Here is a 26750-nt window from a genome sequence, read left to right as displayed (position 1 = left end):
ATGGATCCGCGACTGCTCGATTACTACAGCCAGGAACTGATGTATGTACGCGAACTGGCTGGCGAGTTCGCGCAACTGCATCCGAAGATCGCACGCCGGCTCGGCATGCAGGCCGGCGAGATGACCGATCCGTACGTCGAACGGCTGATCGAATCGTTCAGCTTCATGGCGGCGCGTATGCAGCTCAAGCTCGACGCGGAATTCCCGCGCTTCACGGGACGTCTGCTCGAGGTGATCTACCCGAACTATGTGGCGCCCACGCCGTCCATGTCGGTCGCGCGTTTCTATCCGAGTCCGAGCGAAGGCAACCTTGTCGAAGGCTTCTGCGTGCCGCGCGGCAGCATGCTCACGGGCAAGAAGTCGCCGGGGGAGGACACTGTGTGCGAATTCCGCACGGGCCAGGACGTCGCGCTCTATCCCCTTGAGATTACCCATGCACAACTGACGGGGATTCCGCCGGACATTCCCATGCTCGACCGCTATGTGCCGCCCCACACGCAAGTGCGTGGCGCATTGCGGCTGCGGTTGCGTGCCACGGGCGAGGCCAAAATCGCCGAGCTGCGCGGACTCGACCGCCTGCCGGTCTATCTGGCCGGAGACGAGCAGGTTGCGTCGCATCTGTTCGAACTGCTTCACGCGGCAGGCATTGCCTCGATCACGGGCGAGCCTGGGTGTTTCGGCGACGCGGCGCGTCCCTTCTGTGCGGTCACACATGGCGCGGTCGCACAGGAGGGGCTTGGCATCGATCAGGGGTTGCTGCCGCTTACCTGGTCGAAATTCCATGGTCACAATCTTCTGCACGAATATTTCGCATGTCCGAGCCGCTTTTATTTTTTCACGCTGACCGGACTGCGCGAAGGGCTAAGCAAGGCAAAAGGCCGTGAAGTCGAGATCGTCGTGCTGCTCGATCAGTCGCCGGACCGGCTGATCGGCCTTGTCGACGCCTCGCGTTTCGCGCTGTTCTGCACGCCCGTGATCAATCTGTTTCCGCGCAAAGCGCAGCGCATCGAATTGAATGCGGCCAGCACGGAATTCCATCTGGTTCCGAAGCGCAACGCGCCGCTCGACTACGAAGTCTATTCGGTCGAAGCGCTCACGGCGCAGGTCGGCAAGAAGTCGACGGAATTCGCCTTCCGGCCGTTGTATCAAACGCTGAACAATGACGAGGGCAACCACGGGCGCTATTTTTCGCTGCGCCGCGAACGCCGGTTGTTATCTGACTCGGCCCGCCGCTACGGCACGCGCACGCCGTACATTGGAACTGAAGTGTTCGTGTCGCTGGTCGACCAGCAGGAAGCGCCGTATCACGAAGGAATGCGCTATCTGTCGATCGACGCCTGGCTGACCAATCGCGACTTGCCGAATCTGTTGCCGCGCAACGGCGTGAACGATCTGGACGCCGTTGATTCGGTGCCCGCGATCGGCGTCGGCTTGATTCGTGCGCCGAGCGCGCCTCGCGCGCCGTTTGCCGAGCGCGAAACAGCATGGCGGCTTATCCGGCAACTGAATTTCAACTATTTGCCGCTGGAAGATATGGATCACCGCCCTGGCGGGCAGGGTGTGCGCGACATGCTGCGCCTGTTCCTCACCGGCGACGACGTGGGACCGCGGCGTCAGGTGGAAAGCCTCGTCGGCGTGAAGACGCGGCCGGTCGCAAGGAAACTGCCCGGTGGCGGCCCACTGGTGTTCGGTCGCGGCATCGAATGTCAGTTGACGGTCGATGAAACCGGCTTTTCCGGTTTGAGCCCCTACCTGTTCGGGCTGATTCTCGAGCACTATCTGGCACGGCACGTATCCATCAATTCGTTCACGCAGACCGAGCTTCGCTCAATGCAGCGCGGCCAATTGATGCGCTGGCCCGTGCGCATGGGCACACGCGGAGTGGCTTGATGGAGCGGGCCTTATTCACGTCAACGCTGCGCGACACGGCGCTATCGGCGGGTGCAGTCGAGCGGCTGCAGACGCAGCCATGGCATTTCGGATTTTTTTCGCTGATGCGCCGCATCGGTGCCGATGTGCGTATCGATGCGATCGGCAAGGCGCGGCGTCCGCGTGCCGAACCATTCCGGTTAGGCCAGAAGCCGAGCCTTGCATTCGCGCCGCGTGAGATCGCCAGTGTGGGTGAACTCGGCGGGCGCCTGCATATTCGTCTGTTCGCGCTCGGCATGCTTGGACCGAATGGGCCGTTGCCCATCCACATGACGGAGATTGCCAGGGAGCGTGAAGAAAGCCGGCGCGATCCTACGCTCGTCCATTTCCTCGATATTTTTCACCATCGCTACCTCACGCTGTTGTACCGCGCGTGGGCCGACGCACAGGCGACCGCTGGACTCGACCGTGCCGGGCCCGATAGCGAACGATTCTCCTTTTATGTCGCGAGCCTGACCGGCCAGGATACGCGCGAGATTGGGCAGCGCGCTTTGCCCGCACACGCGCAACTTGCCGCGTCTGCGAACCTCGTGCGCGAAGCCCGCAACCCGGATGGCTTGCGCATGACGCTCGAGCGGTATTTCGGCGTTCCCGTCGCGATCGAGGAGTTCGTTTTTAACTGGATCGACGTTGCTGCCGACGATCACAGCTATATCGGCAAGCCCGGCGGTGCGGCGACGATGGGCGACGGCGCGATGCTCGGTGAGCAGGTGCCGGATCGTCAGCACCGTTTCCGGATCATCATCGGCCCGGTCGATATCGACGAATACCTGCGCTTCACGCCTCGTGGCGCGGATCTGCCGCAACTGGCCGATTGGGTGCGGAGTTTCATCGGTCGCGAATTCGAATGGGAGCTGGAGTTGCGCATCCGCGCACAAAGCGCGCCGCCTGCCGTGATGGGCGGCCCGCAGCAATTGGGCTGGTCAGGATGGCTCGGTCGCTCGCCCAGCGGCGAGCCGATTACCGGCATGCGCTTCGAGCCTGAACGCTACGCCGGCACGTTCGCGAAACAAAGTATCGACGCGGCGGGCAAGCGCCGGGTCACGCCGCAAGTGAAGGGACAAGATGAGTAGCAGCAAGAGACAACCGACGGCGAAGGTGTCGGCAGCCAAGGCCGTCACACCCCTGCCTCACGACTGGATGTCACCGGTCGAGGCCGCCGCGCCGTGCGGGACCGACCTCGAATACGACCCGGAATTCGTCGTGCTGGCCGCGCAGATGGCCGTGAAAGTGGACGCGCAGTACGGCGACTTCGTGGGGATACCGGAACCGGTGAACTGGAGCGAGGTCGAGCGCGATTGCCGACGCCTGATGATGCGCAGCAAGGACATGCGTCTCGCGGTGTTGTTCACGCGTTGCCGCACGAGGCTCGCGTCAGCGGCGGGACTGGCGGAAGGGCTGGGGCTGTTGGCCGCATGGCTCGCCGCGTTTCCCAGCGCGCTCCATCCCCAACCCGGTGTCGACGACGATCAGGAAGCGGCGCTCGAAATCCGCATGAACGCTTTGCAGGCGTTGACAGATTCGGATGGGTTGCTGTCCGACCTGCGGGAGATCGCGTTGACTCGTTCCACCGCCACGCGCCTTCAGATGCGCGACGTCGAGCGCGCGTTTGCTCATCCACGGCCGAGCGATGCGCTCGCGCCCGAATCCGTTTCGCGGCAACTCGAGGATCTTCGCATCCAGCAGCCGGACATGCTTCGCGGCTTCGATGGCGCGCTCGCGAGCCTGGAGTGCATCGATACCTGGTGCAAGGCGCATCTGGGCGTCTACCTGCCGGACCTCGCTGCGCTCACGCGGTTGTTGCGGCGCGTAGTGGGAGATCGATCGCGCGTGACGGTGGCGCCAGATGACGGATCGGTGGAGGCGATGCCGCTCGACGATGCTTGTGCGGCGGCATCGTCGAACGAGGAGACGTGCGTCGAGCATGACGACATCCTGCCGCCGGCCGGCCGCGCTGCGCCGGTTAGCCCGGGCGTCAACGTGGCTGCGGCGGGTCGTGAGGGCGCTTTGGAGCGTATTCGGGAAGCTCGATACTGGTTCGAGCAACACGAGCCGAGCAGCCCAATCCCCGTGTTGCTGAAGCGCGCGGAACGGCTTGTGGGGAAACGGTACGTGGATGTCGTCAAGGCCATTCCCACGGAGTTGCTTGAACAATGGAATAGCGAAGAGTAGTCGTGGTGCGCGATGTTTAGAGCCTTCACTGTGATTGCCATCGGAATAGCGCTTCTCGTCGCGGCGTGTTGTTGTCCACACGCCAGTTCTTGCAGGAGTCGATTGTTGTGCCAGGAAAGGTCGAGGCCTTGAACGCGGGAGGAAGCCATCCTCAAATCACCTTCGTGCAAAAAAAGGCGAAGTCATTTCGTACCCGCAAGGGGACGTGCTCTCCGGCGCTGCCGATAGCAGTCGATTTGAGCCAAGTCGGTCGCAATTTTCCAAAAAAAATGCCCCCTCAAGTCGCCCAAATCCGCAACGGCACCCCCTCAATCCCATGCACCACCGGCCGCAACTCAATCCAGCATTTCACAAACGCCCGCTGCAGCATCTCCATCGACCTCGAAACCCCCCGCACGACGAGCACTCCAGAAGTCACGCAAGAAGCCGCCATCCGCACCGAATCATCGAACGGCAATTGAGCCGTCAACGCCTCAGCAAGCGCATCATCGCAAGCATCCCCAACAGCCCAAAGCGTCCCATACGCAGGAAACCCCGCCAGCCCTTGAGCAGCATCGCGTAGCGAATCATTCGCCTCAAAAATCGCGCGCTCGAACCACAGCAACTCGCCGTCAGCCCCAACAATCCGCGAAACCGCACGCAAACGCCCATCCGACCACCGCTCACCCGCGGCCTGGCGCCCGAGCTGCGTCGCATCCCAGCCGATCGCAGTGGCGTCGCGAGCCAGCGTCAACGCAAAATCCAGCTCCGCGTCCGCACGATCAAAAACGATATTATTCTGCGGCAGCCAATCGAGCTTAGCCCGCTCACCGACACGCACCGCGATCTGCTGCTGCGCTTCACGCCCATTGGACTTGTACCACTTGGTCGCCCCCGGCGTGGTGATTACAGCATGCGCATCTGCGCCAACATCAACATCAATAGCAAGCCGATCACCACCCGCAATCCCACCCGGCGGATGCACGATCACCGCATGACAAACGCCATGTCCTTCAGGATAAAGCGGCCGCTGAACCCGCAACGGCCCGTCATGCAGCCGATGCTTGAGCGTCGTCCGCTCCCCATCCTTGACGAACCCAAGTTCCAGACGCGCGCGCCATTGCGATTGCGCGCCGTCTTGCGCGGTAGCGAGTGTGACGTGATTTTCGTGAAGCGACATGCGAATGGAGTGCGACCAGACGAAGAAAAGCAAAGCGTGCCTGCGCACGTCAGACAGCGCTCAACAGCGCTGACACAGGATGCATCGAGAATAGCATGCACGATGTCCAACGCCGTTCACACGGCGATCAACCCCCGCACGCCATCCGCATCCATATTGGCGCCTTCGCCGCCCGCGATGATCTCGCCACGGCTCATCACCCAATACCGGTCGGCGATGTCCTTGGCGAAGTCGTAATACTGCTCGACGAGCAGTACCGTCATGCCCATTTCTTCGACCAGTTGACGCAGCGTGCGGCCGATATCCTGAATGATCGAAGGCTGAATGCCTTCGGTGGGTTCGTCGAGAATCAGCAATTGCGGATCGCTCATCAACGCGCGGCCAATCGCGAGCTGCTGCTGCTGACCACCCGACAGATCGCCGCCCCGACGGCTGCGCATATCCTTCAGCACCGGAAAGAGTTCATAGATACGATCCGGGATTTTCTTGGGCGCCTTCTTGCTGGCGGCTCCCACCAGCAGATTCTCTTCGACGGTCAAGCGCGGAAAGATATCGCGCCCCTGCGGCACATAAGCGAGGCCTTTCTCCACGCGCGAGTAAGTCGGCAGTTTGGTGATCGGCGCACCGCGCCAGGCGATCGAGCCGCTCTTCGTTTGCACGACGCCCATCAGACAACGCAGCAGCGTAGTCTTGCCCACACCGTTACGGCCGAGCAGAACAGTGAGTTTGCCGTCGGGCACGGTGAGCTTCACATCGCGCAGAATGTGGCTGCCGCCGTAGTACTGGTTCAGGTTCTCTACTTCTAGCATGTTGGTTCAACCTTTTATTACGGCAGTCCGTTTCACCGGCCCAGATAAGACTCGATGACCGTCTCGTCGCGTTTCACTTCGTCGAGTGTGCCGTGAGCGAGCACGCGCCCTTCGGCCATCACCGTGACCTTGCCGGCCGCGCCCGACAGCGCCGCCACGAACTCCATGTCGTGCTCGACGACCATCATCGAACAGGTGCCGCGCAAATGGTTGAGCAGTTCGGCGAGTTGCATGGTTTCGTCGTCGGTCATGCCGGCGGCCGGTTCGTCGAGCAACAGGAGCGCCGGTTGCTGCATCAGCAACATGCCGATTTCGAGCCGTTGCTTCTGGCCGTGCGAGAGTTCGCCGGCGAGCCGCCGCGCTTCGCTCTCCAGACCGATCAGCGCGAGTGTCTCCTCAATGCGCGCTTGCGCCTCGCGATCCAGCCGCGCGCGCAACGAAGCCCACCAGCCCTTGTCGGCCTTCATCGCCAGTTCGAGGTTTTCCCACACGGGATGCTGCTCGAACACAGTCGGCTTCTGAAACTTGCGGCCGATGCCCGCGCGCGCGATGGACGGCTCGTTCATCCGCGTCAGATCGATCGACTGGCCGAGGTAGACCTTGCCGGAATCCGGCTCGGTCTTGCCGGTGATGACGTCCATCATCGTCGTCTTGCCGGCGCCGTTTGGACCGATGATGCAGCGCAATTCCCCGGCGTCGATGGTCAGCGTCAGCGCATTCAGCGCGCGAAAACCGTCGAAGCTCACGGTCACGTCTTCGAGGTACAGGATCGTGCCGTGCGACACGTCGATCTCGCCGGGCACGACCGCGCGGCCCAAGCTCGCGACGCCGCTCAACGAGGTTTCAGCCGGTTCTTCCGGTAAAGCCAGGTCAGGAACCATCGGGTTTTCGTTCATGAGCGGTTCCTCTTGCGCGTCACCATTTCGATCAGTCCCATGATGCCGTTAGGCAACAGCAACGGAACCAGCACGAAAATCAGACCAAGAAAGAACAGCCAGTATTCAGGGAAGTTCGCCGTGAAGAAGCTCTTCGCGCCATTCACCGCGAAGGCACCGATGATCGGACCGATCAGCGTGCCGCGTCCGCCCACGGCGACCCAGATCGCCATTTCGATCGAGTTGCCCGGCGACATTTCGCCTGGATTGATAATGCCGACCTGCGGCACATACAAGGCGCCGGCGATGCCGCACAACACGGCGGACACGGTCCAGACGAACAGCTTGTACGCAAGCGGGCTATAGCCGAGGAACATCAAACGCGTTTCGCCGTCGCGCACCGCGGTCACCACGCGGCCGAGCTTCGAGGTGACGATGGCTCGCGCGCCGATGAACGCGAGAATCAGCACGGCGAACGTAATCAGCAGCAGGGCAGTGCGCGTGCCGGGATGCGTGATCGGAAAGCCGCCTATGCGCTTGAAGTCGGTAAAGCCGTTATTGCCGCCGAAGCCCGTTTCGTTGCGATAGAACAGCAGCATCGCGGCGAAGGTCATGGCTTGCGTGATGATCGACAGATACACGCCTTTCACCCGCGAGCGGAACGTGAAGAAGCCGAATACCCACGCGACCACCGCCGGCACCAGCACCACCAGCAGCAGCGCGTAGCCGAGATGCTGCGTGCCTTGCCAGTACCACGGCAGTTGATGCCAGTCGAGAAACACCATGAAGTCGGGCAGGTCGCTGCCGTATTTGCCTTCGTGGCCGATCGAGCGCATCAGGTACATGCCGATCGCGTAGCCGCCGAGCGCGAAGAACAGCGCGTGGCCAAGGCTCAGAATGCCGCAGTAACCCCACACGAGATCGAGTGCGAGCGCGGCGATCGCGTAGCACATGAACTTGCCGGTGATCGTCATCGCGTAGGCGGACAGATGCAGCGCGCTCGTCTCCGGCACGACCAGCGTGGCGAACGGCACGCCCAGACCGAAGACGATAATCAACGCGACCAGCGCGAGCCACGCGCGCCGCGACAACAGCGCGGGGCGCGGCGGCAGGCCGAGCGCGAAGCCGGATTGAGGCTCGCGCCCGGCGCTGGCGCCACCGCTCGCTGCGCCGACATGAGCCGATGAAGTTGCCGATGTCATCTCATGCCTCCGCGCTGCGGCCCTTGAGGGCGAACATGCCCTGCGGACGCTTCTGGATGAACAACACGATCAGCACGAGCACCGCGATTTTCGCGAGCACCGCGCCCCAGAACGGTTCGATTGCCTTGCTGATGAGCCCGAGGCCGAAGCCGCCGATCACCGTGCCGGCGAGTTGTCCGACACCGCCAAGCACCACGGCCATGAACGAATCGATGATGTAGCTCTGGCCGAGATCCGGACCGACATTGCCGATCTGCGAGAGCGCGCAGCCGCCCAGACCCGCAATGCCCGCGCCGAAGGCGAACGCATACGAATCGACCCGCGCGGTCTTTACGCCGACGCAGGCCGCCATACGGCGGTTTTGCGTGACGGCGCGCACGAAGAGGCCGAGACGCGTCTTCGTGAGCACGGCCCACGCGATGCCGACCACGATCAGCGAGAACGCGAGAATCGCGAGACGGTTGTACGGCAGGATCAGATTGGGCAAGACGGTGACGCCGCCGCTCATCCACGCCGGGTTGACCACTTGCACGTTCTGCGCGCCGAATAGCATGCGCGTCGCCTGAATCAGGATCAGGCTCACGCCGAAGGTGGTCAGCAACGTCTCGAGCGGACGGCCATAAAGATGCTTCAGTACCAGCCGCTCGAGCACGATGCCCACCAGTCCCGCGGCGACGAACGAAGCCGGAATGGCGAGCAGCGGATACCAGTCGAACGCGCCGGGCGCGAAGCGCTGAAAGAGGTTCTGCACGACGTAGGTGGCATACGCGCCGATCATCAGGAATTCGCCGTGCGCCATGTTGATCACGCCGATCAGCCCGTAGGTGATGGCGAGCCCCAGCGCGGCGAGCAGCAGCACGCTGCCGAGCGACAGGCCCGCGAACAGCGTGCCGGCGATCTGGCTGCGACGCTGGATCGCATCGAGTTCGTCGATGCCGCTTTGCGCGGCGGCGCGCACGCGATCGTCGGCTTCCACGAAGGTGCCGTCGGGCTTCTTCGCGACGAGCGGCCGCAGCAGTTCGTTCATGTCGAGGTCGTGCCGCGCGGCGACCAGTTGCACGGCTTCGAGGCGCCTGGCCGGATCGGCGTCATGCAGGGCCGTCATTGCCCATAACGTATCGAGGCGCTTCTTCAACGCGGGATCGGTTTCCTTCGCGCGTGCCGCGTCGACGAGCGGTTTAATCGACGGATCGGGGTTTTGCAGCAGCGCGGTAACGGCGGCATCGCGTGCGGCCACATCCGGCGAATCCAGTTGCAGGCCGGACAGCGCGCCCGCTACTTTGGAGCGCAGCAGATTGTTCAGCGTGACCGGTTGCGCATCGCCCGCGGCGACGGTCTTGCCGGTGACCGCGTCTTTCGCCGTATCGCCGTCCTGAAGCAGCACGGCGCCCGCGTCGGTGGCGAGCGCGCTATCTTCGGAGAGCGCTTTGAGCACCGCCATCGATTCTTTGTCGTGATTGGCGATCAGCTTGTCGATGGCCGCGGACTTCGCGTCGAAGTCGTCGCCTGCGAGCGGCGCAACATCGGCTTGGGTCAGCGCGAAGGCGGCCAGCGGTGCGCCGGCGAGCAGCACGAGTGCCGCGCCAGCGACGCCGCGTCGTGCGACCTTTCCTGCGACTTTTCGTGCGACCTTTCGTGCGGATGTCAGGAATGAAAACGCCATGGTGGCCTTTGAAGAAAATCCGGCAGGGCGGCGCGGCATGTGGGCAAGCGCCGTTGCCGCGCCGTCGGGTTGCTGCGCGCGAGGGTCGTGCCTTTCGGACGTCCGATCAAGGCACGAACGCGGGTGCGGTGGGCGCGCCCGTCGCGGGATTGCAATCGGCAAATCGAGGTGCCGCGTCGGCGAGTTTCACCGTCGCGGCACGCTTTGCCGTCAGGCGACGCGCGAGCCCTTCAGGAACGCCGGAATCGAACTGACCACGTCCGGCTTGCTCGAATTGCCGGCGATGAACGGGCTCCACGGTTGCGCGCGAATCGCGGTCTTGGTACGCCACACCACATTGAACTGGCCATCGGCACGTACTTCGCCGATCATCACCGGCTTGTGCAGGTGGTGATTGCCGTCCATTTCCAGCGTAAAGCCAGACGGCGCCGCGAAGGTCTGGCCGACCATCGCCACGCGTACCTTGTCCACTTCCGTGCTCTTGGCCTTCTCGACTGCCTGCTTCCACATATGGATGCCGACGAAGGTCGCTTCCATCGGGTCGTTGGTCACGCGCTTGGTGCCGCCCGGCAGGTTGTTCTGCGCGACCCATGCGGCCCATTGTTTCTTGAACTTTTCATTGGCCGGGTTGCGCAGCGACATGAAGTAGTTCCACGCGGCCAGGTTGCCGACCAGCGGTTTCGTATCGATGCCGCGCAGTTCTTCCTCGCCGACCGAGAACGCAACAACCGGCACGTCCGACGCCTTCAGCCCCTGGTTGCCCAGTTCCTTGTAGAACGGCACGTTCGAGTCGCCGTTCACGGTCGAGATCACCGCGGTCTTGCCGCCTTGCGAGAAGGTCTTGATGTTCGCGACGATGGTCTGATAGTCGCTGTGGCCGAACGGCGTGTAGACCTCCTGGATGTCGGCTTCCTGCACGCCCTTCGACTTGAGGAACGCGCGCAGGATCTTGTTGGTCGTGCGGGGGTACACATAGTCGGTGCCCAACAGGAAGAAGCGCTTGGCGCCGCCGCCTTCCGCGCTCATCAGGTATTCGGTCGCCGGAATCGCCTGCTGGTTCGGCGCTGCGCCCGTGTAGAACACGTTGCGCGACATTTCCTCGCCTTCGTATTGCACGGGGTAGAACAGCAGGCCGTTCAGTTCCTCGAACACCGGTAGCACCGATTTGCGCGACACGGAAGTCCAGCAGCCGAACACCACGGCGCACTTGTCCTGCGTGATCAGCTGACGCGCTTTTTCAGCGAACAGCGGCCAGTTCGACGCCGGGTCGACCACCACCGGCTCCAGTTGACGACCCATCACGCCGCCATTCTTGTTGATGTCCGCAATGGTCATCAACGCGGTGTCCTTGAGCGATGTCTCCGAGATCGCCATCGTGCCCGACAGCGAATGCAGGATACCTACCTTGATCGGACCACTGGACTGCGCCTGCGCAAACGGAACCTGGCCTGCAAGCGCCAACGCGCCCGACATGGAGCCGAACTTCAACAGACTGCGACGTTTCATTTATATCCCCTTGCCATTGATGGTGACTGTTTATGGGCGTCGATTTCAGCCAGCAGGGCTTATCCCGCATGACTTGCCGCTTATGTACTGCAAGGCACATGCCATGCAGTAAATTCGACTTGTATGGCGTGGGGCGCATGCTGTAGCGCGACTGCGGGAGGGCGGCGTGTGCCTGATAGGCGCGGGATTGGTGCAGCATCGCGCGACGCGCATCGTTCGGGTGCGTGTCGCGCCGCAACGAAGCGCATGTATCCGCCAGGGGGCGTCGGCGGTGCATGGCCGCTGCGCGGTTGTGCATGCAGTGCGGTGCCTATGCTGAGGCGCAGCCCGACAAGCGCGTGGTGAGGAAGTGGCGCGGGCGGGGCTCGGTCGGTCACGGAGCGGCCGGCGTGGTGCGGCGCCGGCCGTTTACTATTTTTAGTCCCGGTTGCGGGACTTGCATCGATTGCCTTCGATCAGAACGCGACGAACGGCCCAGTCTGCTTGCCGACCTTGGCATTGCCGATCACGTTATAGATATCGCGGCCATAGAAGAACGGCAACCCCCACAGGAACATGTTGTTCTGGCTATTCGAGAAGGACTGGCCGAGGTTATTGAACGCGGTGTTGCCACTGGCCATCAGGCTAATGACGTTGGCCAGCGGAAATGGCATTTGCAGCGGCGGGCTCGTTCCGTTAGTCGCTTCGATTGTCGCGATCGGATTCAGCGGGCTGGCCGGCGTGTATAAACCTTCGACGGAAGAGGGAATGGTGCGGTCCGGAAACGCGTAAGCCAGGGTGCCGCTATCGATCGCGCTCTGGTTGAACACATGCCCCTGATACTGCGTCGTGAACATGCCGTATTTGTCGAGCGCGACGACGGTGGCGGTGGTCGGCAACGTATTGTTCGACTGCGTGCTGACGCCGAACACCAACTGGCCCGTCACGTTTGCCTGACCTGTAGCCGGCACGGCGGGCAGACGGATGACTGTGCCGTTGTTGTCGGTCGCGAACGCGGGGACGGGATTGGCGACCTCCTTGCTCGCCAGCATGCGCGTGCTGACACAGTTGGTCTGCGAAGCGCAATAGTAGTAGAGACCGGGCACCGCGGTGGTCAGGGCATCGAGCGAGTCGCTCGTGAAATTGTCGATGCCGAGAATGCCGTTCGCTCCCAGGGTGTCGAAGCGCGTGCTCATGTCTCCGCCGTTGTGCGCGATGCAATCGGCCGGAGTGGAGAACTCGCCGTCGGCAATCACCTGGATCGGCAGATTGCTCGCCGTCTTGCTGCCGATCGTGATGTCGGCGCGTTTGACGGAACCCCACGTAAAACCCGAGGCAAACGGCGCGCATTCGGCAATCGGCGCCGAGCCGACCTTGTCGTCTACCGCGCCGGCTTGGGTGAGCAGCAGCGGGGCCAGCGTCGGTATCGCGTTTGCTGCAATGCGTACGCCGGTCGACCCGGTGTCCACCAGCATGTTGTCGACGGTGACGCAGCGGCTCGCGTCCGAGGTTCCCGGCACACAAACCTTGATCGACACCAGCAGCCGGTTGAGCCCGTTGGCGTCGCCCGTCGAGGTGCCGACGCGAACCGGCACGGTGTTGTCGCCGGTGGCCGGAGTGGATGAATTGTTCGAGCTACCGGAACCGCCAGAGCTGCCGGAGCCGTTCGGCGCTGGGGTCCAGGCCGGCGTAGCGTTCCAGCCGATGGAGTTGCTCTGGTTGCCGCTCGAACTTCCGCCGCCGCAGGCGCAAAGGGCGATCGCCGCCAGGGCCGCCGCGAGCCCGAGCGTGTTCTTCAATGTGTTCATGTTGCGTTTTTTCATAGCTCGACGCGGGTCCTATTGCAGATCGCCAGGACGCACACCGGCGGGCATCAGGCGCGGCAACCAGGCCATGCCGCTGAAGCGCCCCAAACGGCCGGCGGATTCGATGCGAAAGTCGTCGTTGCCGTCGATAAGCGGCCCCGTGCCGGCCGCGCGGCTTTGGCCGGCATTCACGAAGTTGGGGAAGTAGCTGCCGAGCAGCGCCGTCATGTCCGGACGGATCGGCCCGTTCCATGTGACTGCGAACACGACGTTCTGCGGCAGCACATATTCATGGATGGTGACGCCGTTGGCGTCGACCGACTGGCGCATGGAGTAGGGCGCTGAGCCCGCCGGTTGAGCCGCCGCGCCGGATTGCGGCGTGGCACGCAGCAGCGCCGTGGACGATGCGCCCGTGGATGGCGCCCCGCCCAGCCTTGCATACGACGAGAGCGGCAACAAGGTTGCGGCTAGCATCGCGATCTTCAAAAATCTCATCACATGACTCCCCAAAATATCGGGAGCATGTTGCCTGTGCGATGCTCAGGAAACCGTATGAAATTTCGGAAGCGAATGCACGAAGCGGCGCAACGGAAGCTGGCCGCAGTGTCGTGGCGAAGGATGTGACGTCAACGCGGCGTCAATTGAAGCCAGGCTGCGTCGAGGTTGACGGCGGCCTGATCTGGGCGGCTGATCAGTACGTGGGAACGGACGGATCGACCTGACGCGACCACGCGTCGATCCCGCCTTGCAGATTGAAGACGTTGGTGTGGCCGCGCGATTCGAGGAACATCGCGACCTGGGCGCTGCGCGCGCCGTGATGGCAAACGCAGACGATCTGCGCGTCGTCGTCGAGTTCTTCGCTGCGGGCGGGGATTTCACGCATCGGAATCGATACGGCACCGGCGATCGACGCCGTTTGAATTTCCCACGGCTCGCGCACGTCGAGCAGCACGGGCGCGGGACGCGAAGTATCGGCAAGCCATTCGGCGAGCGCCGGAGCGGTCAGATTTTGCATCAGCGGAACATCCGGTTCAGAGGACGGCGGGCGTGGCCGCCGTCCGGGATCGTGCGAGTTAGAACTTGAAACGCGACGGCTGCACGGCGTTGATGAGCGGCTCGACATACGTTTCGAACACGTCGGCAATGCGGTATTGCTTCTCGTCGATACGCGTGATGATCTGCGCCTTCATGACCGGCGCGGTGCCGACGAACGCCGCCAGACGGCCGCCGATCTTCAGATGGTCGAGCATTTCCTGCGGCAGCACCGGCAGGCCGCCCGACACGCAGATCACGTCGTACGGCGCAGCGCCGGCCCAGCCGCGCGCGGCGTCGCCGGTGGCGACTTCGGCGTTCAGCACACCGTTGGCGGTCAGGTTGCTCTTCGCCAGTTCCGCCAGTTCCGGTTCGATGTCCACCGTCAGCACGTGCTGCCCGCGGTGCGCGAGCAACGCGGCCATGTAGCCCGAGCCCGCGCCGATTTCGAGCACGCTTTCGTGTTTCTTCACCGCCAGTTCCTGCAGCACGCGCGCTTCGATGCGCGGCGCCAGCATGTGCTGGCCGGCCGGCAGCGGCACTTCGAAGTCGACGAAGGCCAGTTCGCGATACACGGCGGGGACGAAGTTTTCACGCTTGACGATCGAAAGCAGATTCAGCACGTCCTGGTCGAGCACTTCCCAGGGGCGGATCTGCTGTTCGATCATGTTGAAACGCGCTTGCTCGATGTTCATGGTGGGTTCGGCTGTATGGTTTGGCGAGTCTTGCGGGGTTTGCTAGGTTTGCTATCAGCCACTGACCGCCGGCCTTGCCCGCGCAACTCGGCACGCAAAGCCTGTCAGGGTAACTGCGGGATTGTACCAAATGACGGTGACGATCCGCGCCTTGGCGGGCAACCGGCGGCGCCATCGCAAGACGAAAGTTCGCGATGCCGGGCAGTGCACGCCCCCGTGTTAATCCCTAGCGATCTTTCCTTGCGCTTCCCGCATTCATCGCTCAAGAATGTAATCGATTACATTTTCAAGGCGAGTTCACTTGTCCAGATCGTCATCCAGGACGGCTCCCGCGGCGGTGTCCGCGGCGCGTTCCCAGCCCGGCGTTGCGCCATTGCGCGGCGCGGCCGAAGGCATGTCGATTGCCGGCGTGGCCGAGCAGGCGGGCGTCTCCGTGGCGACGGTGTCGCGCGTGCTGAACGGCCACGAGAACGTGCGGCCCGCCACGCGCGACAAGGTGCTGGCCGCCATCGACGCGAGCGGCTACCGCGTGAACGAACTCGCGCGCAACCTGCGCACTGCCGAGAGCCGGCTGCTGCTGACCATGGTCCCGGACGTGGGCAACCCCTTTTATGCGGAGATCGTGCGCGGCATCGACAGCGTGGCGCGTCAGCACGGCTACTTCATGCTGCTGTGCGACACCGGCGCCGATCCGGGCCGCGAGCGCAGCTACTTCGATCTGCTGCGGCGGCGCCGCGCGGACGGCGCGATCTGTCTCGATCCGGCCACCATCCAGCAGGCGTTGGGCGAGGCCTCCAGCGCGCTGCCGTGGGTCGCGTGCTGCGAGTTCGACCCGGCGATGGGTGTGCCGTACGTCGGCATCGACAACTACCGCGCCGCAGGCGACGCCGTCCGCCATCTGCTCGCGCGCGGCCACCATCGCATCGGCCTCATCAATTCCGATGTCGACTACCTGTACGCACGGCAGCGTCAACAGGGCTATCTGGACGCGTTGAGCGCAGCGGGCATCGCGCCGGACGAACGCTGGCGCATGAACCTGAATAGCCTCGACTATGAAGCCGGCGCGTCGGCCGCAGCCACCCTGATGAATCAGCCGCAGGCGCCGAGCGCGATCTTCGCGGTCTCCGATACGCTCGCGATCGGCGTGATCCACGGCTTGCGCAGCGTCGGCAAGCGCGTGCCGGACGACATCGCCGTGGTCGGCTTTGACGATATCTCGCTCGCCGCGCAAATCGATCCGCCGCTCACCACCATCGCGCAACCCATGCGCGAGCTGGGCGAAACCGCCGCGCGCCTGTTGCTGCAACGGCTCGCCAATCCGTTGGCGAACGTGCCGGGCGTGCTGCTGCCGCATCGGCTCGTAATTCGCGTGAGCGCCTGAATCATGAGTCTCGCGATCCGTTTCGACGACATCCGCAAAGACTTCGGGCCCGTGCGCGTGCTGCACGGCGTGAGCTTCGAACTGGCACCGGGGCGCATCTACGGTCTGCTCGGCGAGAACGGCGCCGGCAAATCCACGCTGATGAAAATCCTCGCCGGCTACGAGACCGCGACCTCGGGCACTTTGCTCGTCGATGGGCAAGCGCACCAATTCATCGGGTCGCGCGACGCCGAAGCGCAAGGCATCGTGCTGATCCACCAGGAGTTCAATCTTGCCGAGCATCTGACGATCGCGCAGAACATGTATCTCGGTCATGAAAAAAAGCGCGGCTGGTTCGTCGACGATGCCGCGATGAACACCGAAGCCGCGCGCTTTCTCGCGCAGGTCGGGCTGGAAAAAACGCCTGATACGAAAGTGCGCGAATTGATCGTCGCGGAAAAGCAGATGGTGGAGATCGCCAAGGCGCTGTCGCGCCGCGCGCGGCTGCTCATCATGGACGAACCGACCGCGACGCTCACGCCGTCCGAGACCGAGCGCCTCTTTACGCTGATGGCCAAGCTCAAGGCCGGCGGCGTGACCATCATCTACATCTCGCACAAGCTGGACGAAGTGGAGCGCATCACCGACGAAGTGATCGTGATGCGCGACGGCCGCTTCGTCGCGCGCGGGGAAACTTCCGGACTCGCGCGCCAGCAGATGGCGAACCTGATGGTTGGCCGCGAGCTATCGGACATGTTTCCCGACAAGATCACCGTATCCGTCGACGCGCCGCTCGCGTTGAAGGTGGAAGGCCTGGCCGTGCCGGATTGGGTGGAAGACCTCAGCTTCGACGTGCGCGCCGGCGAAGTGCTCGGTTTCGCGGGTCTGGTGGGCGCGGGCCGCACCGAAGCGTTCGAAGCGATCATCGGTCTGCGCAAGCGCACAGCGGGCCGCATCGAAGTCGCCGGCCGTCCCGCCGATCTGAACAGCCCGCGCGACGCAATGCGCCACGGCATCACGTATCTCAGCGAGGATCGCAAGGGCAAAGGTCTGCACGTGAACCTGAGCCTGCAGGACAACGTCACGCTGATGACCCTCGAACGCTATGCGCATCCATTGCTCGACATGAAAGCGGGACGCGCCGCATTGACCAAAGCCGTGAGCGAATTCGGCATCCGCACGGGCGACCTGTCGAGCCGCGCGCGCATGCTGTCCGGCGGCAATCAGCAGAAGCTCGCGCTCGCCAAATTCCTGCAGCCCGACCCGAACGTGATCGTGCTCGACGAGCCGACGCGCGGCGTCGATGTAGGCGCGAAACGCGACATCTATTTTCTGATTCACCGTCTCGCCGCGCAGGGCCGCGCGGTAATCGTCATTTCATCCGAACTGATCGAGCTGATCGGGCTGTGCCACCGCGTCGCCGTGATGCGCGCGGGACGCCTGCAAGCCACGCTTACGCTCGAACATCTGACCGAAGAGGAGTTGATCGCCCATGCGACCGGCACCCACTGAAGCCGTGCAATCCGGCCGCGCGTTGCGCTTCGCGCATCGACTGTATGCGCTCGGGCCGCTCGTCGGACTGATCGCGCTGTGCATTGTCGGCACGTTGCTCAATCGCGATTTCGCGACCCTCGACAACATGATGAACGTGCTCACGCGCACTTCGTTCATCGGCATCATCGCGGTGGGCATGACCTTCGTGATCATTTCCGGCGGCATCGATCTGTCGGTCGGCTCGATGGCCGCGTTGATCGCGGGCAGCATGATCTGGCTGATGAACGGACTCGCCGCGGGCGTCGGCGGACACACGTTTCCGCCGCTGATGATTCTTACGCTCGGCATCGTGGGCGCGCTGATGCTCGGCGGCCTGTTCGGTTGCGCGCACGGCTTGCTGATCACCAAAGGGCGCATCGAGCCGTTCATCGTCACGCTCGGCACGTTGGGCATCTTTCGCGCGGTACTGACCTGGCTGGCGGACGGCGGCGCGCTGACTTTGGATAACTCGCTGTCCGACTTGTATGGCCCGGTGTATTACGCGAGCCTGTTCGGCGTGCCGGTGCCGATCTGGGTGTTTCTTGTGGTCGCGGACGGCGGCGCGCTGATTCTCAACCGCACGGCATTCGGCCGTCACGTGCAGGCGATCGGCTCGAACGAACAGGTCGCGCGTTATGCGGCGATTCGGGTCGACACTGTGAAGATCGTCACCTACATGCTGCTAGGCATTTGCGTGGGCGTGGCCACGGTGCTGTACGTGCCGCGGCTCGGCTCGGCCACGCCCACGACCGGTTTGCTATGGGAGCTCGAAGCGATCGCCTCGGTGGTGGTCGGCGGCACCGCGCTCAAGGGCGGCGAAGGGCGTGTGATCGGTACGGTGATCGGCGCGATCCTGCTCTCGGTAATCGCCAACATTCTGAATCTGACCAGCATCATCAGCGTGTACCTGAACGCGGCGGTGCAGGGCGTAGTGATTATCTTCGTCGCGTTCGTACAACGTGGACGGCGGTAGCGATGGCGCTTCATATTGCGCCTTGAATTTTGCAATCACGGCGAGTTGAGAATCGGGGCGCACGAACGCCTCACAAACGGAGACACAACCATGAAGCAGGTCATTCGAGCGGTCGGCGCCGGCATGCTGGCGTTGGGAATACTGGGCACGGCGAACGTCGCGCGTGCCGATGAAAAAGTCACGTTGGGCGTCGCGATTCCGACGGCCGATCACGGCTTCACGGGCGGCATCGTCTGGTGGGCGAACAAGGCCAAGACCGATCTGGAGAAGGCGCATCCCGATCTGAAGGTGATCGTCAAGACCGCGGCCGGCGCGCCCGAACAGGCGAACCAGTTGCAGGATCTCGTGACGGTCAACAAGATCAATGCACTCGTGATCTTCCCGTTCGAATCGGCTTCGCTGACGCAACCGGTCGCGCAGGTGAAGAAGAAAGGCGTGTACGTGACGGTGGTGGATCGCGGCCTGACCGACACCAGCGCGCAGGACGCGTATGTGGCGGGTGACAACACGGCGTTCGGCAAGATTCCCGCCGAGTTTCTGGCGAAGGAGCTGGGCGGCAAAGGCGATATCGTCGCGCTGCGAGGCATTCCGACGACGCTCGACAACGAACGCTGGACCGCGTTTACCGGCGTGCTGAAGGCGTATCCGAACATCAAGATTCTCGATGCCAAGTACGCGAACTGGAATCGCGACGACGCCTTCAAGGTCATGCAGGATTACCTGACGCGCTTCAAGCATATCGACGCCGTCTGGGCCGCCGACGACGACATGGCCGTCGGCGTGATCAAGGCGATCGAACAGGCCAAACGCACCGACATCAAGATCGTGTTCGGCGGCGCGGGCTCGAAGGGCATGGTGAAGAACGTGATGGACGGCGCGCCGATGATCAAGGCCGACGTGTCGTACTCGCCTAAGTTCATCTACGACGCTATCAAGCTCACTGCCGAAGCGCGCCTGAAGGGCGACAAACTGCCGGCCACCACGATCATTCCGTCGGTGCTGATCACGAAGGAGAACGCGCAGCAGTTCTATTTCCCGGACTCGCCGTTCTGACCTGGGCATCCGGGGCGCGCCGCTGGGCTTTTTTGGCGCAGTGGCACGGCGAGCGCGCCCTCCCCGTTCAAGGAGCCGTACGATGAAAACCATCCAAGGGCCGGCGATCTTTCTCGCCCAGTTCATGGGCGACGAGGTGCCGTTCGACAACCTCGCGCATCTTGCCGAGTGGGCCGCGGGTCTCGGCTTCAAGGGGATACAGGTGCCGTGCGACAGCCGCCTGATCGATCTCGAACAGGCGGCGGCGAGCCAGACGTATTGCGACGAGTTGCGCCAGATCGTGGACGACGCGGGCGTGACGATCACCGAACTGTCGACGCATCTGCAAGGGCAGCTCGTTGCCGTGCATCCGGCTTATGACGCATTGTTCGACGGCTTTGCCGCTGCCCACGTGCGCGGCGATCCGGCGGCGCGCACGCAGTGGGCGATCGAGCAGATGAAGCTTGCGGCGAAGGCTTCGCAGCGTTTGGGATTGAACACGCACGTGTCGTTTTCAGGGGCGCTGGCGTGGCCGTATCTGTACCCGTGGCCGCAGCGTCCCGCAGGTTTGGTCGAAGCCGCGTTCGACGAACTCGCGCGCCGCTGGACGCCGATTCTCGATGCGTTCGACGCGGCGGGCGTCGACGTGTGCTACGAATTGCATCCCGGTGAAGACCTGCACGACGGCGTGACCTTCGAGCGTTTTCTCGACGCGGTGAAGCAGCATACGCGCGCGAACATTCTGTACGACCCAAGTCATTTCGTTTTGCAGCAGCTCGATTACCTTGCGTTTGTCGACATCTATCACGAGCGCATCAAAGCGTTCCATGTGAAGGACGCGGAGTTTCGTCCGAACGGCAAGCAGGGCGTGTATGGCGGCTATAGCGGCTGGGTCGAGCGGGCGGGGCGCTTCAGATCGCTCGGCGACGGCCAGATCGATTTCGGCGCGATCTTCTCGAAGATGGCGCAATACGATTTTCCCGGCTGGGCCGTGCTCGAATGGGAGTGCGCGCTGAAGCATCCGCACGACGGCGCGCGCGAAGGTGCGCAGTTTATTCAGCGGCACATCATCCGCGTGGCCGAGCATGCATTCGATGATTTCGCCGGCAGCGGTGTCGACGCCGCGCAGTTAAAGCGCGTGCTCGGCATCTAAAGAGCGCGGCCAAACCGAAGGAGTAACGACGATGCCACAACGAAGGCTCAGACTGGGGATGGTCGGCGGCGGGCAGGGCGCGTTCATCGGCGCCGTGCATCGGATGGCGGCGCGGCTCGACGATCGTTTCGAACTGGTGGCGGGCGCGTTGTCGTCCGATCCGCAGCGTGCGCAGGCGAGCGCCGATGAGGCGGGAATCGCGCGCAGCTACGCGGACTGGCGCGAAATGGCGCGCGCCGAAGCCGCGCGCGACGACGGCATGGACGCGGTAGCGATCGTCACGCCGAATCATCTGCACGCGCCGGTCGCGACGGCGTTTCTCGAAGCGGGTATTCACATCGTGTGCGATAAACCGCTGGCGATTTCGCTGGCGGAAGGCGAGGCGCTGGCGAAACTGGCTCGCGAGAAGAACAAGCTGTTTGCATTGACGCATACGTACTCCGGCTATCCGCTGGTGCGTCATGCGCGCGAGTTGATCGAAAGCGGTGAGTTGGGTGAGATACGCGTGGTGCAGGTCGAATATGCGCAGGACTGGCTGGCGGAGCCGATCGAAACGAGCGGCACGAACAAGCAGGCGGGTTGGCGCACGGACCCGGCGTTGGCGGGGCCGGCCGGATGTCTCGGCGATATCGGCACCCATGCTTATCATCTCGCTGCGTTCGTCACGGGTATGACGCCGCACGCACTTGCGGCGGAAGTGCATACGTTCGTGCCGGGCCGCCGGATCGACGACCACGTGCAGGCGATGCTGCGTTATCCGAACGGCGCGCGCGGCATGCTATGGGCGAGTCAGGTGGCGAGCGGCGCGGAAAATGCCTTGCGTTTGCGGGTGTATGGAACGAAAGCCGGTCTTGCGTTTGATCAGGAGCATCCGAATGAATTGTGGTTCACGCCATTGGGCGGCGCGGCCGAACGTCTGACACGAGGGCGCGTGAAGAGCACGATTGCGGCTCACGCGACGCGTGTTCCGTCGGGACATCCTGAAGGTTATCTGGAAGCGTTCGCGCAGTTGTACAAAGATGCGGCGTTGCAGATCGAAGCCTTGGACGCAGGCCGCGCTTTGCCCACCGAGAGCCTGTTGCTGACGACGGTGGAAGACGGTGTGGCGGGGCTACGTTTTATTGACGCGATGCTCGCGAGTAGCGCGGCGGATGGGCAGTGGCGGGAGATACAGTCAGCTTGAGCGCGGACACGTGGCGGACGGGCCCGGGCAGGCGCCGACTAGCTGCCTTTGCTCTTCTTGATCTGCTCTTCGAACGCGATATCCAGCTTGCTCGCCTTGCGCGGCTTCGGCGGCCCGAAAGCGTCGACGAATTTGACGAAGTCGTCGAGCGTCAGCGGGTCGGAGACTTTCTTGTCCGTGCCGCTCGATTTGTCGACCAGATAAAACAGGCCGCCGGACAGGCTGATCGCGGCGAACTGCGGATTGCCGCTGCGGGTTTTCAACCGCTCGACGGCGTGGATGGCTCGGGTAGTGCGCATGATGGGAAGGCATCTAACTGAAGGTACGCACTTTAACAGTAATCGAGCGCGTGCCTGACTCCAGCAAGGAACGGGCGGACCACGATGACTTCAGTCGCCGCCCGATCTTGTACGATTTTTTCGTTGTGTACGATTTTATGATACATTAACAAAAAATCGTACACATGCAAATTTATGCCGCGTGCCACCCATTCCTTTCTTGAAGCCCAGGTTCTCGCCGAAGCATGCGACGCCTTTGAGCGCTCTACCGGCATTTACAGGGCAGCGCCTGCTCGCAAGCATGTTTCGTATAGCGACGCCTCGATCTCTTTCGACCTTGCCGGACGGAAATTCGAAATGCCTACGCTCGTCACGACCCGGCTGGGCCTGGCGGAGATGGCAAACACTCTTCTCGCGGAAAGCCGGTCTTCTGCGATGGAGCCTCATCCGCTCTACCGCCGGCTCATGCTGGTCGCTCCTTACATCGAACCGCAACTCGCCGACCGCCTGATCAAGCAAAACGTGCCATTTCTGGACGCAGCGGGCAACGTCTTTCTGAGCGAGCCCGAAGGTATGGTCATGATCAGTGGCCGGCCCAAACCCCAGCAATTGCAAAAACCGCAGACAGGCCGCGCCACGACGCGAAAAGGTTTGCAAGTGATGTTCGCTATTGCGACACAACCGGGCCTCGTGTCGGAACCGTACAGAACTATCGCGCAGGCCGCTGGCGTCGCGTTGAGTACAGTCAACCAGGTGATCGACGATCTGCAGTTCCGTGGGCTGCTCGCCCAGAAGACCAGTGGCGAGCGCATCTTTCCGGACTGGCAGAAATTCGTTTTCGAGTGGAGCAGCCTCTATCAGACGCGCCTGCGACTGAAACTAGGGGCACGGCGCTTCGCCAGCACGGCGCCCGACTGGTGGCGCGAGTTCGACTTCGCAAGTGTTGACGCTCGCCTGGGTGGCGAGTCGGCGGCCGACATCCTGACGAATGAACTGAAGGCCGCGAACGTCACCCTCTACAGCCGCGCACCGCTGGGCAATCAGTTCATGCTGAACGCCAGGCTGCGCCCTGATCCACGCGGGGATGTCGAGATTCTTGAATCGTTCTGGCCGCAGTCGCTGGAGCTTAACTGGGTGGAATCGGGCCGCCAGCCGCTAGTCCACCCGTTCCTCATCTACGCGGACCTCGTTGCCTCGGGCGACAGCCGTGATCTTTCCGTCGCCGGGCAAATCTATGAGCAGTACCTTCCCCAGCCTTAAAGTAGCCGACGAGCGGCCCGTCCACCCCGTTACCGCTGCGCTGCTTGCCCGCGTCCAGGAGACCGCGGATCAGCTAGGCACGAAGTTTGTTGTCGCCGGCGCAACCGCGCGAGATCTGGTGCTATGGCATGTGCACGGCGTTCGTGCTGAACGTGCCACGCGTGATGTCGACGTTGCCGTTTGCGCGATCAGTTGGGAAGCGTACGGCGCCCTGATTACCGGGCTCGAACGGACAGGCCTTTTCAGGGCGAGTACCCGGGCACAGCACACTCTGGTGTTCGACGATCCGAGCGTCGGTTATTCGATACCGTTGGACCTGGTTCCGTTCGGCGAAATTGAAACTCCCGAGGGCGCGGTCGCGTGGCCGCCCAAGGGCGAAGTCGTAATGAATGTGCTGGGGTTTCGGGAGGCCGTCGACGAATCCGTCGAAATCGATCTGGGTGACGGTCTCATGGTTCCGGTTGTAACTCTGCCGGCGCTTGCGCTTCTAAAAATTCTCGCGTGGCAAGACCGGCGAGTGTCGAAGAATACCGACGCATCTGACCTGCTTCTGATCCTTCGCAACTACGGCGACGCGGGCAACGCGGCCCGCGTCTGGGACGACGGCGCAGACCTTCTCGAGCAACACGGCTTCGATGTCGATCTTGCCGCGTCCGCACTACTTGGCCGCGAATCGCGGCAGATCGCGTCTCCCGCAACAGTTAATGCAGTTTCGGCAATCCTCTCGGACGAAGCCGTGTACAACACGCTGAGACGCGACATGCAGGCGCGTGCCGTCGCGCAGATGCTGGACGACTTCGCCGATGGCTCCGACCGGACGTTGTCAGCCTTCCGGAACGCATTTCTGGGCATACCGGCCGCCGGCGCTTGATTGGGTCAAGAGCCGGCCATGGGCCGCCTCACTGACTCAAATAGACAAACTTGCCGTTCTTGATCGTCCCCATCACGCTAGCGCGCTGGTCCAGGCCCACGTGATCCTTCGGGCTCGTGTTGACCACGCCGTTCGGCACGACCAGCTCATGCGCATGCTCCAGCTCGTCACGCAGCGCCGTGCGGAACGCCGGCGTGCCCGGTTGCGCCGTCTTCAGCGCGCGGGCCACCGCGTCCTGCAAACGAGGATACACGCCGGCCGCGTCGCCCGCGAACTGCGTCACGCTGCCCGGGCCGTACTTCGCTTCATATTCGTTCGTGAAAGCGAGCGCCGCCTTTTTCGCCGGATGATCGGCCGGCAGCGTGCGCGCCACCACGACCGGCTGGGTCGGGAACAGCGTGCCTTCCACGTCCTTGCCGCCCAGCTTGATGAACTCCGGCGTGGCGATGCCGTGCGTCTGGTAGATCGGCCCTTTGAAGCCGCGCTCGATCAGCGTGCGTTGCGGCAGCACGGTCGGCGTGCCGGCGCCGGCGATCAGGATCGCGTCCGGCTTGGCGGCCATCAGCTTCAGAATCTGGCCGGTGACGCTCGCGTCGGTGCGGTTATAGCGCTCGGTGGCCACCAGCTGGATATGGCGCAGCGTCGCGAATTTGCTGAACTCGTTGAGCCAACTCTCGCCGTAGCCGTCAGCGAAACCGATGAAACCCACCGTCTTCACGTTGTGGTTCGACATGTAGCGCGTCATCACGTCGGCCATCGCGCTGTCGGTTTGCGCCATCTTGTAGGCCCACACCTTCTTGCCTTCCTGCGGCTCGACCACGCTTGCTGAGCCGATCAGCGTAATCATCGGCGTCTGGCTCTCGGCGACCGGATCGAGCGCGGCCATCGCGGCCGGCGTAATGTTCGGCCCGACGATCACGTCCACGTGGTCTTCGTTGATCAGTTTGCGGATGTTGCGCACGGCGGCGCCGGGGTCGGAAGCGTCGTCGAGGAAGATGTAGTCGGCTTTCTGGCCGGCGATCGTGGCGGGCCACATCAGCATCGCGTTCTTGCTGGTGATGCCGATCACGGCCGCCGGCCCGGTGCTCGACAGATCGATGCCGACCTTGATGTCGGCGTGTGCAGCGGTGGCGAGCAGGAGCGCGCCAAAACCGAAAGCGGCGGTGAGGCCGCTGAATTTTTTCTTATACGACGTCATCGAAGGGTCTCCGTAGCGAGAAGCGGTGGTGTTATCAAAGTTCGTAGGTTTCGTGTTCGCCCTTGAGCGCCTGCTCGATCAGCTTGCGGTTCATGCTCGGCGACAACAGCTCGACGAGCGTATACACATAGCTGCGCAGATAGGCGCCCTGTTTCAGCGCGACCCGCGTCACATTGCTGCCGAACAGGTGGCCAACCGGCATCGCGCGCAAATGGCGGTCGCGCTCGGCGTTGAACGCGATATCCGCCATGATGCCGACGCCAAGGCCCAGTTCCACGTAGGTCTTGATTACGTCGGCGTCGATTGCTTCGAGCACGATATCCGGATGCAGCCCGCGCAGCCGGAACGCCTCGTTGATCTTGGTGCGCCCGGCGAACGCGTTGTCGTAGGTGATCAGCGGATACTGGGTCAGATCATCCAGCGACAAAAGTTTGCGGTCGAGCAGCGGATGATCCGGTTGCATCACCGCGACGTGGTGCCACTGGAAGCACGGCAGCGACACCAGTTCCTTATAGTTGGCGATCGCTTCGGTGGCGATGCAGAGGTCGGCCTGGTCGTGGAGCACCATTTCGGCGACCTGCGTCGGGCTGCCTTGCAGAATCGAAAGGTGGACCTTGGGAAAGCGTTTCTTGAAGTCGGCGATGGCGGCCGGCAGCGAGTAGCGCGCCTGCGTGTGGGTGGCGGCGATCACCAGATTGCCCTGATCCTGCGCCGCGTAATCTTTACCGACCCGTTTGAGGCTCTCCACCTCCTGCAGAATCTTCTCGACCGACTGCAAAATGATGCGCCCCGGCTCGGTCAGCGAGCGCACGCGCTTGCCGTGGCGCGTGAAGATTTCCACGCCCAGCTCGTCTTCCAGCTCGATGATTGCCTTGGAAACGCCCGGCTGGCTTGTGAACAGCGCCTTGGCCGCTTCCGTCAGGTTGAAGTTCTGCCGCACAGCCTCGCGGACGAAGCGGAATTGGTGCAGGTTCATATATAACCTCTCCGCATATCAAAAGAATTTTTTAGTCGTTTGAAATATAAGGGCAGTTTATTACGATCTGTCCATCTTTTTCAATATGGATATCTGTATTTGTCATA

Annotated in this window: 24 protein-coding genes; 11 read left to right on the top strand and 13 right to left on the bottom strand. The window is 62.9% G+C overall.

All coding sequences use genetic code 11. From position 1 onward, the window contains the following. The 3 genes from tssF to B0G82_RS02010 are packed head-to-tail and all read left to right on the top strand — an operon-like array spanning position 1 to position 4101. On the top strand, positions 1-1890 hold the full coding sequence (gene tssF / locus B0G82_RS02020; protein ID WP_121306502.1) for a type VI secretion system baseplate subunit TssF: 1890 nt from the start codon (positions 1-3) through the stop codon (positions 1888-1890). Next, on the top strand, positions 1890-3002 hold the full coding sequence (gene tssG / locus B0G82_RS02015; protein WP_121306501.1) for a type VI secretion system baseplate subunit TssG: 1113 nt from the start codon (positions 1890-1892) through the stop codon (positions 3000-3002). The genes tssF and tssG overlap by 1 nt, the downstream gene beginning before the upstream one ends. Next, a complete protein-coding gene (locus tag B0G82_RS02010) occupies positions 2995-4101 on the top strand; it encodes a type VI secretion system ImpA family N-terminal domain-containing protein (protein ID WP_121306500.1) in 1107 nt (368 codons plus the stop codon). Before tssG ends, B0G82_RS02010 begins: the two co-directional genes overlap by 8 nt. 277 nt (positions 4102-4378) lie before the next feature. Here the strand turns inward: B0G82_RS02010 and B0G82_RS02005 are convergent, their stop codons facing one another. From B0G82_RS02005 to B0G82_RS01960, 10 genes are all read right to left on the bottom strand, one after another. After that, positions 4379-5260 (bottom strand): urease accessory protein UreD, encoded by an 882-nt coding sequence (locus tag B0G82_RS02005; protein WP_121308586.1) that lies wholly within the window; start codon positions 5258-5260, stop codon positions 4379-4381. A gap of 116 nt (positions 5261-5376) precedes the next feature. Beyond that, on the bottom strand, positions 5377-6069 hold the full coding sequence (gene urtE, locus B0G82_RS02000; protein WP_116119192.1) for an urea ABC transporter ATP-binding subunit UrtE: 693 nt from the start codon (positions 6067-6069) through the stop codon (positions 5377-5379). A gap of 32 nt (positions 6070-6101) precedes the next feature. Further along, complete coding sequence (gene urtD / locus B0G82_RS01995) at positions 6102-6965, bottom strand: urea ABC transporter ATP-binding protein UrtD (protein WP_106285901.1); 864 nt, start codon at positions 6963-6965, stop codon at positions 6102-6104. Continuing rightward, positions 6962-8146, bottom strand: a complete 1185-nt coding sequence (urtC, locus tag B0G82_RS01990) for an urea ABC transporter permease subunit UrtC (protein ID WP_116119193.1) — start codon at positions 8144-8146, stop codon at positions 6962-6964. The genes urtD and urtC overlap by 4 nt, the downstream gene beginning before the upstream one ends. A 1-nt stretch (position 8147) precedes the next feature. After that, positions 8148-9809 (bottom strand): urea ABC transporter permease subunit UrtB, encoded by a 1662-nt coding sequence (gene urtB / locus B0G82_RS01985; protein WP_121306499.1) that lies wholly within the window; start codon positions 9807-9809, stop codon positions 8148-8150. A 210-nt stretch (positions 9810-10019) separates the two neighbouring features. Then, positions 10020-11315, bottom strand: coding sequence for an urea ABC transporter substrate-binding protein (urtA, locus tag B0G82_RS01980; RefSeq protein ID WP_121306498.1), 1296 nt, complete (start codon positions 11313-11315; stop codon positions 10020-10022). A gap of 455 nt (positions 11316-11770) precedes the next feature. Beyond that, a complete protein-coding gene (locus B0G82_RS01975) occupies positions 11771-13102 on the bottom strand; it encodes a DUF3443 domain-containing protein (RefSeq protein WP_241974441.1) in 1332 nt (443 codons plus the stop codon). Between the two features lie 30 nt (positions 13103-13132). Then, entirely contained in the window at positions 13133-13594 is a 462-nt protein-coding gene (locus B0G82_RS01970; protein ID WP_116142659.1) for a DUF2844 domain-containing protein, read from the bottom strand. Positions 13595-13790: 196 nt separating this feature from the next. After that, complete coding sequence (locus B0G82_RS01965; protein WP_091796474.1) at positions 13791-14114, bottom strand: rhodanese-like domain-containing protein; 324 nt, start codon at positions 14112-14114, stop codon at positions 13791-13793. A 58-nt stretch (positions 14115-14172) separates the two neighbouring features. Next, the gene (locus B0G82_RS01960) at positions 14173-14826 is read right to left on the bottom strand and encodes a protein-L-isoaspartate O-methyltransferase (RefSeq protein ID WP_106279814.1); all 654 of its coding nucleotides are present in this window, start codon (positions 14824-14826) and stop codon (positions 14173-14175) included. Between the two features lie 301 nt (positions 14827-15127). On the opposite strand from B0G82_RS01960, the gene B0G82_RS01955 reads away from it, so the two are divergent. The 6 genes from B0G82_RS01955 to B0G82_RS01930 all read left to right on the top strand — a co-directional run bounded on the left by B0G82_RS01955 (position 15128) and on the right by B0G82_RS01930 (position 22060). Then, entirely contained in the window at positions 15128-16207 is a 1080-nt protein-coding gene (locus B0G82_RS01955; protein WP_121306496.1) for a LacI family DNA-binding transcriptional regulator, read from the top strand. 3 nt (positions 16208-16210) lie between these two features. After that, on the top strand, positions 16211-17698 hold the full coding sequence (locus tag B0G82_RS01950; protein WP_121306495.1) for a sugar ABC transporter ATP-binding protein: 1488 nt from the start codon (positions 16211-16213) through the stop codon (positions 17696-17698). Beyond that, positions 17679-18692 carry an ABC transporter permease gene (locus B0G82_RS01945; protein WP_121306494.1) on the top strand — a complete coding sequence of 338 codons (1014 nt, stop codon included), beginning with the start codon at positions 17679-17681 and terminating at the stop codon, positions 18690-18692. The genes B0G82_RS01950 and B0G82_RS01945 overlap by 20 nt, the downstream gene beginning before the upstream one ends. 90 nt (positions 18693-18782) lie before the next feature. Beyond that, positions 18783-19745: a substrate-binding domain-containing protein gene (locus B0G82_RS01940; RefSeq protein ID WP_116119201.1), complete on the top strand. Its 963-nt coding sequence runs from the start codon at positions 18783-18785 to the stop codon at positions 19743-19745. An 82-nt stretch (positions 19746-19827) separates the two neighbouring features. Beyond that, entirely contained in the window at positions 19828-20877 is a 1050-nt protein-coding gene (locus B0G82_RS01935) for a sugar phosphate isomerase/epimerase (protein WP_116142655.1), read from the top strand. 31 nt (positions 20878-20908) lie between these two features. Beyond that, positions 20909-22060 carry a Gfo/Idh/MocA family oxidoreductase gene (locus B0G82_RS01930; RefSeq protein ID WP_121306493.1) on the top strand — a complete coding sequence of 384 codons (1152 nt, stop codon included), beginning with the start codon at positions 20909-20911 and terminating at the stop codon, positions 22058-22060. A 38-nt stretch (positions 22061-22098) separates the two neighbouring features. Here the strand turns inward: B0G82_RS01930 and B0G82_RS01925 are convergent, their stop codons facing one another. Then, complete coding sequence (locus tag B0G82_RS01925) at positions 22099-22359, bottom strand: hypothetical protein (protein WP_106279827.1); 261 nt, start codon at positions 22357-22359, stop codon at positions 22099-22101. A gap of 174 nt (positions 22360-22533) precedes the next feature. Between B0G82_RS01925 and B0G82_RS01920 the strand changes: the two genes are divergently transcribed. Together B0G82_RS01920 and B0G82_RS01915 are read left to right on the top strand one after the other, a co-directional pair. Next, positions 22534-23598: a type IV toxin-antitoxin system AbiEi family antitoxin gene (locus tag B0G82_RS01920; RefSeq protein ID WP_121306492.1), complete on the top strand. Its 1065-nt coding sequence runs from the start codon at positions 22534-22536 to the stop codon at positions 23596-23598. Further along, positions 23573-24469 carry a nucleotidyl transferase AbiEii/AbiGii toxin family protein gene (locus B0G82_RS01915; RefSeq protein WP_121306491.1) on the top strand — a complete coding sequence of 299 codons (897 nt, stop codon included), beginning with the start codon at positions 23573-23575 and terminating at the stop codon, positions 24467-24469. Before B0G82_RS01920 ends, B0G82_RS01915 begins: the two co-directional genes overlap by 26 nt. A gap of 28 nt (positions 24470-24497) precedes the next feature. Here the strand turns inward: B0G82_RS01915 and B0G82_RS01910 are convergent, their stop codons facing one another. Together B0G82_RS01910 and B0G82_RS01905 are read right to left on the bottom strand one after the other, a co-directional pair. Further along, entirely contained in the window at positions 24498-25667 is a 1170-nt protein-coding gene (locus B0G82_RS01910) for an ABC transporter substrate-binding protein (RefSeq protein WP_121306490.1), read from the bottom strand. Positions 25668-25701: 34 nt separating this feature from the next. Further along, positions 25702-26643, bottom strand: a complete 942-nt coding sequence (locus B0G82_RS01905; RefSeq protein ID WP_121306489.1) for a CysB family HTH-type transcriptional regulator — start codon at positions 26641-26643, stop codon at positions 25702-25704. Positions 26644-26750: the final 107 nt, after the last annotated feature.

The sequence above is a fragment of the Paraburkholderia sp. BL17N1 genome (genome assembly GCF_003634175.1).
Taxonomy (GTDB): domain Bacteria; phylum Pseudomonadota; class Gammaproteobacteria; order Burkholderiales; family Burkholderiaceae; genus Paraburkholderia.
This window is presented reverse-complemented; position numbering and strand designations above follow the sequence as displayed.

Excerpts from the sequence above, each read along its gene's own strand:
- B0G82_RS01975 (WP_241974441.1), bottom strand. The coding sequence starts at position 13,102 with ATGAACACATTGAAGAACACGCTCGGGCTCGCGGCGGCCCTGGCGGCG.
- B0G82_RS01950 (WP_121306495.1), top strand. The coding sequence starts at position 16,211 with ATGAGTCTCGCGATCCGTTTCGACGACATCCGCAAAGACTTCGGGCCC.
- urtA (WP_121306498.1), bottom strand. The coding sequence starts at position 11,315 with ATGAAACGTCGCAGTCTGTTGAAGTTCGGCTCCATGTCGGGCGCGTTG.
- B0G82_RS01940 (WP_116119201.1), top strand. The coding sequence starts at position 18,783 with ATGAAGCAGGTCATTCGAGCGGTCGGCGCCGGCATGCTGGCGTTGGGA.
- B0G82_RS01965 (WP_091796474.1), bottom strand. The coding sequence starts at position 14,114 with ATGCAAAATCTGACCGCTCCGGCGCTCGCCGAATGGCTTGCCGATACT.
- B0G82_RS01935 (WP_116142655.1), top strand. The coding sequence starts at position 19,828 with ATGAAAACCATCCAAGGGCCGGCGATCTTTCTCGCCCAGTTCATGGGC.
- tssF (WP_121306502.1), top strand. The coding sequence starts at position 1 with ATGGATCCGCGACTGCTCGATTACTACAGCCAGGAACTGATGTATGTA.
- B0G82_RS01910 (WP_121306490.1), bottom strand. The coding sequence starts at position 25,667 with ATGACGTCGTATAAGAAAAAATTCAGCGGCCTCACCGCCGCTTTCGGT.
- B0G82_RS01915 (WP_121306491.1), top strand. The coding sequence starts at position 23,573 with ATGAGCAGTACCTTCCCCAGCCTTAAAGTAGCCGACGAGCGGCCCGTC.
- B0G82_RS01925 (WP_106279827.1), bottom strand. The coding sequence starts at position 22,359 with ATGCGCACTACCCGAGCCATCCACGCCGTCGAGCGGTTGAAAACCCGC.
- B0G82_RS02010 (WP_121306500.1), top strand. The coding sequence starts at position 2,995 with ATGAGTAGCAGCAAGAGACAACCGACGGCGAAGGTGTCGGCAGCCAAG.
- B0G82_RS01905 (WP_121306489.1), bottom strand. The coding sequence starts at position 26,643 with ATGAACCTGCACCAATTCCGCTTCGTCCGCGAGGCTGTGCGGCAGAAC.
- urtE (WP_116119192.1), bottom strand. The coding sequence starts at position 6,069 with ATGCTAGAAGTAGAGAACCTGAACCAGTACTACGGCGGCAGCCACATT.
- B0G82_RS01970 (WP_116142659.1), bottom strand. The coding sequence starts at position 13,594 with ATGAGATTTTTGAAGATCGCGATGCTAGCCGCAACCTTGTTGCCGCTC.
- urtD (WP_106285901.1), bottom strand. The coding sequence starts at position 6,965 with ATGAACGAAAACCCGATGGTTCCTGACCTGGCTTTACCGGAAGAACCG.
- tssG (WP_121306501.1), top strand. The coding sequence starts at position 1,890 with ATGGAGCGGGCCTTATTCACGTCAACGCTGCGCGACACGGCGCTATCG.
- B0G82_RS01945 (WP_121306494.1), top strand. The coding sequence starts at position 17,679 with ATGCGACCGGCACCCACTGAAGCCGTGCAATCCGGCCGCGCGTTGCGC.
- B0G82_RS01930 (WP_121306493.1), top strand. The coding sequence starts at position 20,909 with ATGCCACAACGAAGGCTCAGACTGGGGATGGTCGGCGGCGGGCAGGGC.
- urtB (WP_121306499.1), bottom strand. The coding sequence starts at position 9,809 with ATGGCGTTTTCATTCCTGACATCCGCACGAAAGGTCGCACGAAAAGTC.
- B0G82_RS01920 (WP_121306492.1), top strand. The coding sequence starts at position 22,534 with ATGCCGCGTGCCACCCATTCCTTTCTTGAAGCCCAGGTTCTCGCCGAA.
- B0G82_RS01960 (WP_106279814.1), bottom strand. The coding sequence starts at position 14,826 with ATGAACATCGAGCAAGCGCGTTTCAACATGATCGAACAGCAGATCCGC.
- B0G82_RS02005 (WP_121308586.1), bottom strand. The coding sequence starts at position 5,260 with ATGTCGCTTCACGAAAATCACGTCACACTCGCTACCGCGCAAGACGGC.
- urtC (WP_116119193.1), bottom strand. The coding sequence starts at position 8,146 with ATGACATCGGCAACTTCATCGGCTCATGTCGGCGCAGCGAGCGGTGGC.